Annotated in this window: 11 protein-coding genes and 2 pseudogenes; 7 read left to right on the forward strand and 6 right to left on the reverse strand. The window is 44.9% G+C overall.

Translation table 11 applies throughout. The features are described from left to right. Window positions 1–5: 5 nt before the first annotated feature. The gene (locus tag ACL6C3_RS14945) at window positions 6–128 is read right to left on the reverse strand and encodes a hypothetical protein (protein WP_413168465.1); all 123 of its coding nucleotides are present in this window, start codon (window positions 126–128) and stop codon (window positions 6–8) included. 163 nt (window positions 129–291) lie between these two features. Between ACL6C3_RS14945 and ACL6C3_RS14950 the strand changes: the two genes are divergently transcribed. The 4 genes and pseudogenes from ACL6C3_RS14950 (at window position 292) to ACL6C3_RS14965 (ending at window position 3,945) form a co-directional block, all read left to right on the forward strand. Beyond that, window positions 292–1,779, forward strand: coding sequence for a glycerophosphodiester phosphodiesterase family protein (locus ACL6C3_RS14950; RefSeq protein ID WP_413168013.1), 1,488 nt, complete (start codon window positions 292–294; stop codon window positions 1,777–1,779). Between the two features lie 219 nt (window positions 1,780–1,998). Further along, window positions 1,999–2,592: pseudogene (locus ACL6C3_RS14955) on the forward strand (esterase-like activity of phytase family protein); the annotation flags it as partial. Between the two features lie 9 nt (window positions 2,593–2,601). Continuing rightward, window positions 2,602–3,312, forward strand: coding sequence for a calcium-binding protein (locus ACL6C3_RS14960; RefSeq protein ID WP_413168337.1), 711 nt, complete (start codon window positions 2,602–2,604; stop codon window positions 3,310–3,312). A 273-nt stretch (window positions 3,313–3,585) separates the two neighbouring features. Beyond that, the gene (locus tag ACL6C3_RS14965; protein WP_413168014.1) at window positions 3,586–3,945 is read left to right on the forward strand and encodes a hypothetical protein; all 360 of its coding nucleotides are present in this window, start codon (window positions 3,586–3,588) and stop codon (window positions 3,943–3,945) included. A 62-nt stretch (window positions 3,946–4,007) separates the two neighbouring features. Here ACL6C3_RS14965 and ACL6C3_RS14970 read toward each other — a convergent pair whose 3' ends face one another. Continuing rightward, window positions 4,008–4,994 (reverse strand): hypothetical protein, encoded by a 987-nt coding sequence (locus ACL6C3_RS14970; RefSeq protein ID WP_413168015.1) that lies wholly within the window; start codon window positions 4,992–4,994, stop codon window positions 4,008–4,010. A gap of 68 nt (window positions 4,995–5,062) precedes the next feature. Then, entirely contained in the window at window positions 5,063–6,601 is a 1,539-nt protein-coding gene (locus ACL6C3_RS14975; RefSeq protein ID WP_413168016.1) for an FAD-binding domain-containing protein, read from the reverse strand. Window positions 6,602–7,005: 404 nt separating this feature from the next. Between ACL6C3_RS14975 and ACL6C3_RS14980 the strand changes: the two genes are divergently transcribed. The 3 genes from ACL6C3_RS14980 to ACL6C3_RS14990 all read left to right on the forward strand — a co-directional run bounded on the left by ACL6C3_RS14980 (window position 7,006) and on the right by ACL6C3_RS14990 (window position 8,194). Further along, window positions 7,006–7,245, forward strand: coding sequence for a helix-turn-helix domain-containing protein (locus tag ACL6C3_RS14980; RefSeq protein ID WP_413168017.1), 240 nt, complete (start codon window positions 7,006–7,008; stop codon window positions 7,243–7,245). 121 nt (window positions 7,246–7,366) lie between these two features. Further along, on the forward strand, window positions 7,367–7,672 hold the full coding sequence (locus ACL6C3_RS14985; protein ID WP_413168018.1) for a hypothetical protein: 306 nt from the start codon (window positions 7,367–7,369) through the stop codon (window positions 7,670–7,672). A 48-nt stretch (window positions 7,673–7,720) separates the two neighbouring features. Next, window positions 7,721–8,194, forward strand: coding sequence for a hypothetical protein (locus ACL6C3_RS14990; RefSeq protein ID WP_413168019.1), 474 nt, complete (start codon window positions 7,721–7,723; stop codon window positions 8,192–8,194). A gap of 346 nt (window positions 8,195–8,540) precedes the next feature. Here ACL6C3_RS14990 and ACL6C3_RS14995 read toward each other — a convergent pair whose 3' ends face one another. From ACL6C3_RS14995 to ACL6C3_RS15005, 3 genes and pseudogenes are all read right to left on the reverse strand, one after another. Then, a complete protein-coding gene (locus ACL6C3_RS14995; protein ID WP_413168338.1) occupies window positions 8,541–9,224 on the reverse strand; it encodes a calcium-binding protein in 684 nt (227 codons plus the stop codon). Window positions 9,225–9,458: 234 nt separating this feature from the next. Then, window positions 9,459–10,568, reverse strand: a pseudogene (locus tag ACL6C3_RS15000) (serine hydrolase domain-containing protein); the annotation flags it as partial. An 84-nt stretch (window positions 10,569–10,652) separates the two neighbouring features. Next, window positions 10,653–12,932, reverse strand: coding sequence for a calcium-binding protein (locus tag ACL6C3_RS15005; protein WP_413168020.1), 2,280 nt, complete (start codon window positions 12,930–12,932; stop codon window positions 10,653–10,655). Window positions 12,933–13,301: the final 369 nt, after the last annotated feature.

Below are 13,301 nucleotides of genomic sequence, written 5' to 3' on the forward strand. Positions count from 1 at the left end.
GGTTGTTAGGTTTGTCGATTTTGGGGTTTGACCAACTCCACAATTGCATGATCTTTGAGCGTATGATACAACTTTTGCCACTGTTCAACGGAGCGATCGCGTGAAGATTTATGTATATTGCCCTTCATCCCGGGATTGATCACATAGTCCACATCATAGTGATCTGGATCAACTTGTATCAAACCTGGGGAATTAGTGTCTCAATTGAATAACCTATGCAAAGGATTGATTTCGATTGCGGTGCCGAGGTTTCCCTCGGGGAGGAAAGCCCAAATAGCGCTCAATCCGACCGTGAAATTTGGGAATAAGCCAGATCGTCGGTATGGCTCCCATGATAATCCCGTCAGTGATCGTATTGCCGAACCAATCACCGGCGCCGCAACGGAAGATTCCAGTCCGGGGTTCTCTTTCCCCTACGATGTTGTCGCCAATTTCAGCAACTCCGATTTTACCGAAGAAGACGCCCGCGAAGTTTATGGGGATTTGGTTGATATCATTGATTTGGGTGCCGATACCGGATATGGCGATTTGTTGGAATTGCCGGAATTTTATGAGTTTATGGCAACTTACGCCGAAGCGGTTAACCCCTGGAAAAATACCATTCTCCTGCGGGAAGGACTCGAAGAACCCGTTGATGGGGATGGCGACGGAGAGGCGGAAATTCGCAGCCAGTTAACCGGGGAAGTTTTTCCGTTAATTGAACTCGCCCACGATGCGGGATTATTCGTTAACGTTTACACGCTGCGGGATGAAGAACGCTATTTAACCCTCGATCCCGACGGTTCGGTTCAAACCCCCGCAGAAGAAGCCGAAGATTTAATTCAGTTGGGCGCCGACGGGTTAATTGGCGACTTCCCCCTAACTATCGACCGGGTGCGCGATCAAATTGTAGCCGAAGAAGTGCGATCGCCGCAAAATCCCGATTTACAATTTAATAGTTTATCGGGCGAACCGCCTTTAGTTATCGCCCACCGGGGCGCAAGCGGAGAACGTCCCGAACACACCTTGGAAGCCTACGAACGGGCGATCGCGCAGGGTGCGGACTTTATCGAACCGGACTTGGTTCCGACCAAAGACGGCGTGTTAATTGCCCGTCACGAAAATGCGTTAGCAACCGTTGAACTCGATGAAAATGGTAACATTGTTTTTGATGAAAATGGCGATCCGATTGTCACTTCGGAAACCACAAACGTCGCGGATTTAGAACAATTTGCCGATCGCTTAACGGTCAAAGAAATTGATGGCGATCTCTATGGCGGTTGGTTCTCCGAAGATTTTACTTTGGCGGAAATTAAGGAGTTAAAAGCGCGAGAACCCATTCCCGGTATTCGCCCCCAAAATAGCGAATTTAACGATCAATTTGAGATTCCTACGCTGTCGGAAGTGATCGACTTGGTAAAACGAGTTGAAGCGGAAACCGGGGAGGAAATTGGCATTTATCCCGAAACCAAGCACCCGACGTTCTTTGAAAAAGAGGGAACTTTCCTCGATGGAACGCCCATCGATATTGACACCTCCGAGATTCTGGTCGATACCTTAGTTGAAAACGAATTTACCGATCCGGATCGGATTTTTATTCAGTCTTTTGAGATTGAAAACCTCATCGAACTGGAAGAGGAATTCTTACCGGAAGCGGGAATTGATATTCCGTTAGTTCAGCTTTTGGGCGACTTTACCGAATCGGCGGGAAGCTTTTCTTTCCCCTACGATGTTGTCTACAACTTTACCTCAGAAAGCCCCGAGGCAAATCCCGAAGTTTATGCCGATTTCCCCATATAATTTTCCGCAGCAACCGATTACGGCGAGTTGGCAAATCCTGAAGTTATTGATTATATCGGTTCGGCTTACGCGGAAGGTTTGGGACCCTGGAAAAACAGCTTCATTTTGCGCGAAAGAATTGATGAACCCGTCGATGGAAATGGCGACGGTAACGCTCAAATTACCTCCCAATTAACCGGGGAAATTATCCCGTTAGTAGACTGGGCGCACGATGCGGGAATGCAGGTTCATCCCTACACGTTGCGGATCGAAGAAAACTACTTAACGTTAAACCCGGACGGTACGCCCCAAACCTTAGAAGATGAAGTTCGTCAACTCACTGAAATTGGCGTTGATGGCTTCTTTATTGATAATCCGGTTGTCGGACGAATTGTGATCGATCAGCTAATTGAACCGCCCAATTTGCCCGGTTCTCGCGGTTATGAAGGCATGGCTTACAGTCCCGATTTAACCACATTATATCCCCTGTTAGAAGGGGCGGTTGTTGGCGATCCCGAAAATGCCCGACGGATCTATCAAGCGGATGCGGAAACCGGATAATTTCAAGGTTTGGTCGGTTTTTATCCGACTGAAGATCCGAGTTATGCGATCGGCGATTTTACCCCCATCAACGACACCGAATTTCTAGTCATTGAACGGGATAATAATCAGGGAGAATCTGCGGAATTCAAGAAGATTTTCAAGATCGATATTTCTCAAGTCGATGAAAACAATTTTGTTGAGAAACAAGAACTCGTCGATCTGTTGAATATTGCCGACCCCGACGACCTCAATAATGATGGCGAAACGACCTTTACTTTCCCGTTTGTTACCATTGAAGATGTGTTAGTTCTCGATGAAAATACGATTCTCGTCGCCAACGACAATAACTATCCTTTCTCAGTCGGTCGGGGTCCAGATATCGACAACAATGAAATCATCCAACTCGAACTCGATGAACCCCTTGACCTCGATCCCCGTTTGGGTGTTCCTGTCGCCGAAGTTGAACCGACTGACGCCGACGATGTTCTGACGGGTTCGGCTGATAGTGAAACCATTGCGGGTCTTCTCGGCGATGACGACATCTTCGGGGGAGATGGCGATGATACCCTGCGGGGAGATCTTGATAGCCGCGACCCCCAAGTTAACATCGATGGCGGCGACGACACCATTAATGGCGGTTTGGGTAATGACCAAATTGGCGGTAAAACCGGAGATGACGAACTTTACGGTTCGGATGGCGATGATGAGATCTTCGGTGACGATGGCGATGACCTCATTCGCGGAGGTTTGGGAAATGATACCTTAACGGGTGATGATTTCTCGGGTGGTGAAGGTGTTGATACCTTTGTATTAGCTGTGGGTGAAGGCACCGATACTATCGTTGATTTTGAAGTCGGAAAAGACTTTATTAGTTTGGTTGATGGTTTGGCTTTTGCCGACCTCAATTTAACTTCGGAAAATGGAAATACTTCCATCATTTTCGGTGATGAAACCCTGGCAACGGTGTTAGACGTTACCGAACTTTCCGAGTCCAACTTCCTCTCAATTTAATTAATCTCCCTTGTTTGTAGAGGCGTTCTCCGCGAACGTCTCTTAGCTTTTTTGGGAAATTGTGTGGGTTGGGTTTAATAGGATGTCCGGTTGATTAATGCGTGTTATGGGGCGGGGCGGGTTTATGTAAATATCGGAGTAGTAATCAAGATCTTGACTGAACCCGCCCCTACAGAATAATTATTGATTGGTCGGACATGATATAACCATAAATTCCCATAAATTTGGTGTGAAATTGGGTTGCTATTTATCCCAAAAAAGGGTGGCGAAAACTTGAATCATTTGGGAGATCCCGCCCGAGATACCGGAGATTTTAACGATGAGTTTGTGGGCAATCTTTGGGTTGATTATGTTCTCCCTTCTGACAACTTGGAAATCACGGATACCGGGGTATTTTGGCCGGCAAGCGACGATCCGCTATTTTATTTGGTTGGGGACGGTTTTCCGGTTGTAAGTTCCGATCACCGTTTGGTGTATGCGGATGTGGTAATTCCCGAAGTTCCGCCCAATACCCGCCAAACTGTTACCGATATTGAGTTTTTGGGCGATGTCACCTTTGAAAAATGCGATTTAATTCGGCTTCGGTATCTTCGGGAATTGTACCCGTACCATCCCAGGCTAAATCTTCGGTAAAGAAATTATTCCAATTATCGCTAATTAAAGGCGTAAAGCCCGGAGAAATATCCGTTCCAATGTCATCTTTGCGCCCATCGTAACCCGCATAGCGCACATCCTGACTTTCCATAAATTCGCGGGGGCGATCGCCGGAGATAATCGCAGTAACAGCACCGGGAGTAACGGTGTAATTCCCCATCTCCGGCTCGAGTATAGGTGGTAAATAATCCCGGAGATTCTTCTTGATACTCGCTTAAAACTTCATGGAGTCTTTGATAGGTCGGAAGTCCCTCGCTTTTAATATCAATCAAGAGATTTAGAGGCGTACCATCTGCATAAACACCCCCGTTATCGAACTCCTCTTTTAACTCTTGTAGGGGGTCTAAATAGAGTTCTTCTAGAGTCGGTAAAGTTGCCGGATCTTCAACCGGATCGTGAGCAACCCCCAAATTACCGTTATCGTGGGGATAAAGCCAGATATCGGATTCTACGCTAATAAATCCATAACTGAGGGCTTCAAATAGGGGAAATTCGTGTTCATAATCGTTGTGACCCCCATAAAGACTGTCATTTCCGTCACGACCCGAAAGTTGGTCATTACCCGTGTTTCCGTTTACCCAGTCATCGCCTGAACTTCCCCCGACAATATCATCGCCTTCCAAAGTTAGCAGGGGATCTGTTGTGGAGATGATGATGACATCGGCTTCCGGTGTGGGTTCGTCTACAGCAATACTGGGGTCGGGTACAACCAATGAGGGTCGAGTCGCAATGATAATAGGAGAAATTAAAGCCGTCGGATCGTAGACTGTTGTATCGTCTTCCGGGATGGGTGTTGGTGTTGGTTCTGAGGTCGGTTCGGGTGAAGGTTCTGACGGTTCGGGTGTAGGTGTGGGTTCTGGGGTTGGTTCGGGTGAAGGTTCTGACGGTTCTGGGGTTGGTGTGGGAATAGGTTCGGACAGATCGGAGGTATCGTTATCAGTAATGGTCGCGGCGATTGCGCGGAGCGCACTGGCGGAGCCAATCGCAGAAAGGGTTAAATTTGCATAGTTAGGATCGGTGCTGATCATGTTATGTTCGATTTCTGCCGAGATGATAGCTCGTGGTAAGACTGAGAAACGCCATTCGCCATTTTGAATTACTCAGCAACTTGTTTATACTGTTGATATCGCTGTTCTTGAGCGCCCCAATATTTGCCAATTGCTTCGCTCAATCCCATTGCCCGTTCGTACTCTATCCCTTGTTCTTTTTCCAGACGTTTTTTAACTTGTTTGCGTAATTCCGACACCACTTTACCATTAATCTTTCGCATCTCATACCAATCCAACATCGGTTCAGTATAACCGCTCAATTCCCCCATTTTCCCCGATAAAATTTGCTCGTCGGTGCAGTCTCTCAACTGGGGTATCCAATCTCGCACAAACTCAAATTTGGGGTCTTTTTCGGTTAAATTTTTAGTCGGGTTGTAAATCCGAAAAGTCGAAGATAGGGGATTGGTTACTCCGGCTTGGGCTTGCCACTGCCAGTGATTAATTGCAATATCTCCATCCACCAAATAATTCATATAATGTCGCGCCCCATCATGCCAGGATACCCCACAAATCACCGTCAGAAAATTGGCGCACATCGCCCTCATTCTAAAGTTCATCCATCCCATTGATTGGAGTTGTCTCATACTGGCATCTACTAGCGGAAAACCCGTTTCTCCTTGTTTCCATGCTTGAAAATATTCCAACTTTTCACCTTCTAATTCCCCGTCGGAATACCATTCGTCAAACTCCGGGTAACAATTTTGAGAAGCCAGTTCGGGGAAGTAGTATAATCGTTGGGTGGCACTATCTCGCCAGCGCAAGCGATCGCGAAAAGATTTAAGTGCAAATTGAGCTTTCGCATTCTCTTTCAATTCGTTAGCCCTGGCTTTGGTTTGTTGATAAACCTGTCGGGTTGATAGTGTACCAAACGCCAAATGAGCCGATAAATGAGACGTTCCCCCAAGGGTTGCCATTTGGGGACGCGATAGCTTCCAATGATAGCCGTTGTATCTGGTTTTCAACCAAGAATTCAGGGTCTTTTGAGCCTCAAATTCTCCCCCGGTAAATAAGACGCTATTTTGTGAATTGAAGTTGTATTTTTGTCGAAGTTCATCGAAGGTTAGTTGAGTCAAATTTAGGGGGATTTCGGGAGTGTTAATTCTCGTTGGTTTCGGATGTTGGGGTTGTCGCAAATCAGCATAATATTCGTCCATCCAGTCTTGCCGATTTTCCCCGTCAACTTGCAGAAAGTTATTCAAACCCAAATAACAGTTCAAACCCAACTGTTGATAAAATTCAATCACTTGGTTATCGCGTTTTCTGCCATAATCAACTTGAACGTCACGATTAAATAAAAGTCGGGGATGATAGCCCAATTGTAGGAGTTCGCCCGTCAAAGTTTGAATCACCTCAACAGAATTTCCTTCAAATAGATAAAGCCGACTTCCCAAGTCTCTCAGAGAGCGATCCAAACCGGCTAACGACTCGAATAAAAATTGAACCCGCATCGCGCCGATATCGGGTTGCTGGTAAAACCAAGGATCAATGATAAAGCAGGGGAGAATTTCTTCATCAGTTGCGGCAGCTTGTGCGACAATATCATTATCCGTTAATCGTAGGTCGCGGCGGAACCAAAGAATCTGCATAACAAAATCCGGGGAAGTTGACACTTTCATCTACTGTAGCGCAAAAGGCGCGAAAACTGTTGAAGTTTTGAGAAAATTGAGGGCGGTAATTAACCCTTGTCATTCATTAGATTATCCCTCTATAACTGAAAAAAGAGGGGGCTTTATCGGAAAAATTAAACCCGCAGTAAGCCGATAAAATTGCCAAGATTATTGATAGTTTATGCTAAAATCATCCGAAAATTCTTGATTTGAGAATTGGGTCTAGTTTAGAATCTGTGGGATTTTTCAGGAAAGATCTCGGTAATTTTACTGAGAAAGTTGGGGGTTTTGATACTAAGAAAAAGCTGAAAATTTCCGTAATTGCCACATTGATATCTAAGATTTTTCGGTTTATGGTGGGTTTAGAGATTACAAATAAAGCCATGCCAGTTGCCACCACCGTCGAAATTCCAACGTTAATCCGCACACTAAGACAGCGTTTGGGGTTGTCCCAAAGACAATTCGGAGAACAGTTGGGCGTTGTCTTTCAAACCGTTAATAACTGGGAGAACGGGCGCACCCAACCGACCCGCATGGCATTGATGGTAATTCGACGGCAGTTGGAAGAAATGGGTGAGGAGGGGGCGGATTTATTGGAAAAGTATTTTAATTCGGAATTTTAAGCTTTTTAAGTTCTGATAGTTTAATCAGTCCGAGAAAATAGAAATACTCAAACAATTCGGAATCTCTAAGTTTAATTTCAATCCGACTCAATTTTTGACTTGAATCAAAGGAACAACAACGATGAACGTTAAGCATTTTCTGACGGCGATCGCAGCCACCGCATTAACAGCAACTCCCGTTTTGGCAGAATCTCCTTGGGCTTATATGGGTGAGTCTTCCTCGGGAGAGTCCGTTTACGTGAACAATCGTTCTATGGTTTTTCGGAATCGAAATTATATTGAATTTACTTATCAAATTGGCGGGGAAGTTATTCAAGCTGTCGCTTACTGCGACGAAAATCGCTGGTATGCGTCCGGCTACGGAACCTATTCTCCTCAAAGTCGCGCCACCCAAAATATGATCAATTTTGTTTGTAGTGCCGGATAATTTATGACCCTGATTAATGGGGTTTGAGTAGCCGACACGGGGACGCTGTTGAGCCTGTTTCCGTCCACCTTCGACTTTGCGATCGCCGCCCTCAACGCCTTTGATTTTCCGCTTCCCAACCTCAACGTCAGCGAAACCGAGCGCTCGATAGAACTGCAACTTCCCGAGGAACTCAAACCCCGCTACGATCGCCTTCCCAAAGAAATTCGCCCCGACGAAAAGACCCTGCTGAGTTTAACCGACAACCCCCGGGAGATCATGGCGGCGATGGTCGAAGCCCGCCGTCAGGACGACCGCTGGCCCGTCAAACAGTACCTCTGGGAATTCCATCCCCTGGTAGAATGGTTGGGCGATCGCTGTTTGTTCCACTTCGGATGCCACCAGGCTCCGATGGTTCAACTCGCGGAGGGAATGGCACCGGGAGAGGCTATATTTATCTGTTTCGGAAGCTTTCCCAACCGCAGGGGTGCGACGGTGTTGAACCGGTGGGTGTCGGTTATTTTTAATAAAAACTTATTATAATACTTTTGTCCTAACCATAGCGCGTAGTGCTAAATTGCATAACTTCCACCCGGTTGCAAATAGAGGAGAGTGAACAGCAATAATTCATTCTCATACGGGGGAACTCTGCACTATGGTTTTGACACCTGACTCATCTGGATTACGTTTGATTGGTGATGCTAGTTCTGAAGATGTTTTCATCACCTCTCAGCAAGCGACAGATTTTCCGGAAGGTATTTTTATGCTAGAAGGAGATGATACTGTTACGGTTCTTCGGTACTTATTATGCTAAATTATCACTTCAGTGCCAAAATAATACAGAAAGTAGAGAAATACCCGTTCGATACCTCTCTACTTTCACGATTAATTAACCAAATGAAACATCGGGCGTAACTGTGAACAATTCGGGGGTTAATTCATCCGCGTTAACACCTTGAAGAACTGCCAAAGTTTCTCCCGTTTCTATCACACTAATCATCGCACCCATATCGCCGTCGGTAATCGAAAGTTCCTCAAAAGTGAGTTCGCCTTCAACCAAACCAATTAGGTCTTCGGTAATATCAAAGTCGGTAATTGTATCGGTTCCATCCCCATTACCAAAGACAAATAAATCGGAACCACTTCCGCCTGAGAAATCATCGCCCGTGAGAGTATCATTACCCGTGACGCCCATAATAGTATCGTTACCGTCATCGCCGAATATTTCGTCATCGCCAGCATCGCCGCTAAGGAGGTCATTACCCGCTTTACCGCCAATTTGGTCGTTACCAGCGCCACCAGAAATAACATCATCACCCCCGTTATAACCGCCGGGAGAACGGCTATTGAGGTCGCCGCGTAGAGTATCATCCCCATCGCCACCAAAGACGGTATCATTCCCCAAAAGTCCGGCAACGAGGTCGTCACCCGCCAAAGCTTTAATTGATTCGTTAGTATCAGTTCCGACTAATTCATCATCCCCATCAGTTCCGAAAAAGTCGGATGAATCTAAAATGGTAAATGTTTGGGTTTGAGCATTAGGATTGACTGAGTATCCTTCCCCAGCTTCCACAGTGAAAGTTACTGTTTCTTCGCCTTCAATTTCTCCATCGTTCGCAACGGGTAAACGAATTTGAGCGTCGGATTCGGTGATGGTAAAATTAAACTCATCGTAGGCAATAGTATTACCAACGGTAGGAATTATCCCTTCTGTAAATGCGGGAATGATATTCTCGACTAAGCGTTCATTGGAACGACCGTTGGCTAAATCGACATAGGTAAAATCATCTTCCGATGAATACCAAAGATTAGAATTAAAGCCAAGAGTTCCGCCGCGATGACCGATAACCGTACCCAAATCTGGTGTCTCAAAACTCATTATTCCTAAACCATAGGAATATCCCTGCTGGGTATCTACCAGGGTAAACATTTCAGCCCGAGTTTCTGGAGAAAGTAATTCTTCCCCCTGTAAAGCTTGAATAAATTTAGTCAAATCTTCCGTATTAGAAATAATAGCGCCGCTCGTCCATGACCAAGAAAGATTCGCAACAGAAATATTATCTAATGTACCATCTAGATCGAAATCTATATAACCGCTAACGTAACCGCCAGGTATGTTTTCTTCTTCTGCAAAAAAAGTATTTTCTAAATTTAGGGGTTCGAGAATACGCGATCGCATTTCCGCCGCGATATTATTGTCTGTGGCAGCTTCAATCACCATTCCTGCCAAAATATAGTTAGTATTGGAATATTGCCAAGATTCTCCGGGTTCAAAGAACGGTTCTGAATCTTTGATGAATTCAACGATTTGTTCGGGTTGCCAGTCTTGTAAAAAGATATCGGGGTTGCTGAAGGCTTGCCGAATTAAAATTGCATCGTATTCGGCAATACCACTGGTATGATTGAGTAATTGTCGAATGGTTATTTTATCGGAATTGGGAAGATTTGCTGTTACTTCTTATGGAAGCCAATCTGTAAGCGTATCTTCAAGAGTTACTATTTCGGCTTCGACTAACTTTAAGACGGTGGCTGCGGTAAAAGTCTTTGTAATACTACCAATTTGAAAGCGATCGCTTGTGGTTAATGGAATATTATTTTCTAGATTGGCAACTCCACTCGCCTCAGACCAGTTTCCCAAAGGAGTGGTAATTGCTATTGTTGCTCCGGGAATTTGTTCGGTAACTTTTTCGGCTAAAGCGGTTTCTAATTGTGATACAATCTGATTATTAAGATTGAGTTCACCGCCTTGGATTTGAATATTATTGAGATTAAACTCCGATAAATCTGGGCTACTAACGATTACAGTTGTTCCCGATGCGGTTGGTGCGGGATTCAGGCTAAAGTTGTGTAAGGAAACGGTTTCTTCTGATTCGATGATAAATTGGGGTGAGGTGGTGAAGCTGACTGTTGAAATCATCCTTTTTGGGTAATAAAATGATTTTTGATTATTGATGTAGAGACATACCCGTTCGGTACATCTCTACTCTACTTTCACGATTAATTAACCGAAGGAAACATCAGGCGTAACTGCGAACAATTCGGGGGTTAATTCATCAGAATCAATACCTTGAAGAATTGCCAAAGTTTCTCCCGTTTCTATCACACTAATTGTTGCGCCCATATCAGAAGATGCGATCGCAATTTCATCAAAAGTGAGTTCACCTTCGACCAAACCGATCAGGTCTTCAGTAATATCAAAGTCGGTAATTGTATCCGTTCCATCCCCATTCCCAAATACAAATAGGTCTGAACCGCTACCGCCAGAGAAATCATCTCCCGTGAGAGTATCATTTCCGGTAACACCCATAATAGTGTCATTACCTGCATCACCCCAAATTTCATCATCGCCAGCGTCACCGCTAAGGAGGTCATTACCCGCCTTACCGCCAATTTGGTCGTTACCAGCGCCGCCAGAAATAACGTCATCACCGCCAACCGTACCGCCAGGAGAACGGCTGTTGAGGTCGCCTCGCAGGACATCATCACCACCGTTACCGAACAGGGTATCATCTCCTAAGACTCCAGCAACGAGGTCATCTCCTGCATTCCCTTCGAGGATTTCGCTGTCATCAGTACCGATAACTTCGATAGGGCTACCATCGGGAACTTCTGCTTCATCAAAGACAATAGACTCAATAAAGAGATCGGGAGGTACAATTGCTGTAATATTAGACGTTTCAAAGCTATCAACAATATCATCGACATCTGTAGACGCAAAAGGCTCCTCGAATTCCAGTACAAAATTGAAAACATCACCAAATGTCAGGCTATTTTCTTCTGCATTAACTTCAATAGGCAAGACTCCTGTAGTATCAGTATTTCTCGTTCCATTTAGGTCGAGGAACAAAATTTCATCGCCGTCAATTAAAACATCCCCAACGGGATTATCAGGATCAACGGCTAAGGCAATATCAAACAGACGTGCGGTATCTGGTACATCTGTAGCCGAAGCAGTGATGTCATAGACTACATTTGCTAAACCCGTTTCTTCAAAACCGAGTAACTGATTAACTTCTCCTAGCTCTAGAATGGGTTCATTGCCCGCAGTAGTAACGGCTGCGTAGTAAGTTCCATTTTCGGGAACTAAATAGTTCAACACTCTCGAAGCTAAACTATCAGACTTATCTTCAGAAAAAGCCAGAACGTCTCCTGCTTCGTTGTAGAGATAAAGTTGTGTATCGTCGCTGGTGTAGGCAATTCCAGGTAGGATTTCGGTAACATCAATATCGATACTGAGCAATTCCCCTGCTTTGGCATCGATAGCATAAACATCATTACTGGTACTAACTGCACCTGAAGCGGTCGCCTCGCCACCAGAAATATCTAACTCGGTGACATCATCAAAAGGATCATTATCGGGAGTTGCGGTTGGCGGCGCTTCGTCAGTTAGCAATACAATTTGACTGTTCAGAGAATTACCAGCGTCAACAGTAAATAGTAAATCTCCTGTGACTGGATCGACTGCGAGTCCATATACAGAACCAGAGGGAAAATCTTCTAGGAAAGTTCTTTCTGTTTCTAGGATAGGATTTCCCAGTTCATCAACCTCAAAGGCAGTAATGCTACTGGTTGAATATTCTACAACTAGCACGCTGTCGGCAGTAAAATTCGGGTAGCTTTCATCTACATAAGCAATGCCTTCTAAGCCTGTAAAAGTACCATCAGCAGGAGTCAAGTCAACGCTTCCTTCGAGGGTAATATCGTAAGTTCCATCATCATTAGGAATTAGCAGGGCATCATAGAAATTGCTGGTCTCAAAAGATGTAATCTTTAGCCTTCCCTCACCAGAAATTCCCTCAGGAACAATGGTTAAACCTCCTGTAGATGGAGGGTCAACACCCAAAGCCGTCAGGTCGATAAATTCATCGGGAGCGGTACTTCCGGGTAGGATCTGACCGATGCTGTTATCAGGCCAGGTAGAATAGAGTAAAGTGCCGTTGGGAGCTACAACTAAACCACCATCGAGTCCACCCACGTCAGCTTCGGGATCGGAATTAAGGATACCAATACCGGGTGCCTCAGCAAAAAAAGTTGCTGGGCCTGCATAACCTGTAATACTATTGGTGACTGGATCGCGCAACAAATCTACTTCATAAATAGTTGCTTCGGGAGTAAAGGGATCTCCCGTAACCAACAAAGTATCTGAATCCAAAAAAGCTATTCCACCGTAGCCACTGGGAATATTCTCCCCAGTCTCTAGAGAAATTTGACCCAGACTTTGAGATGAATAAAAATCGCTAAACTCGTCAGCTACTGGCGTTATATTTATCGTATCACTCATGGAAATTATACTCCTCGTGGCGTTGTTTGAGATTGAGAATTTCTCGCAATTGAATGGTTATTACCTTAGCACTATTAACAAGTATTATCAACAATTTTATAAAGATTTTTTTTGATAAAAATTTCCATCATATTAGCCCAAGATTTTATTCAAAAAACTTGGTTAATAGCTCGATAAATATAGCTTTAAAAAAATATTAAGTTAATTTATTTCATGTTTTATCCTCTCAATATTTTGACAAAAAAGTAGAGAACTTTTGACCTCTCCCCCTTCCCCTATCCACCTCACCGCAGCGCCCTCTCCTACCTCTCCCCCCTCTCCTACCTCACCGCAGCGCCCTCTCCTACAAGGAGAGGGGGAAAATCGTGT

Origin of the sequence: Capilliphycus salinus ALCB114379 (genome assembly GCF_047276495.1) — a bacterium.
Taxonomy (GTDB): Bacteria; Cyanobacteriota; Cyanobacteriia; order Cyanobacteriales; family Microcoleaceae; genus Capilliphycus; species Capilliphycus salinus.

Bases quoted from the DNA above. Each gene is read 5' to 3' on its own strand.
- ACL6C3_RS14945 (WP_413168465.1), bottom strand. From the start codon at position 128: ATGAAGGGCAATATACATAAATCTTCACGCGATCGCTCCGTTGAACAG.
- ACL6C3_RS14980 (WP_413168017.1), top strand. From the start codon at position 7,006: ATGCCAGTTGCCACCACCGTCGAAATTCCAACGTTAATCCGCACACTA.
- ACL6C3_RS14975 (WP_413168016.1), bottom strand. From the start codon at position 6,601: ATGCAGATTCTTTGGTTCCGCCGCGACCTACGATTAACGGATAATGAT.
- ACL6C3_RS14985 (WP_413168018.1), top strand. From the start codon at position 7,367: ATGAACGTTAAGCATTTTCTGACGGCGATCGCAGCCACCGCATTAACA.
- ACL6C3_RS14970 (WP_413168015.1), bottom strand. From the start codon at position 4,994: ATGATCAGCACCGATCCTAACTATGCAAATTTAACCCTTTCTGCGATT.
- ACL6C3_RS15005 (WP_413168020.1), bottom strand. From the start codon at position 12,932: ATGAGTGATACGATAAATATAACGCCAGTAGCTGACGAGTTTAGCGAT.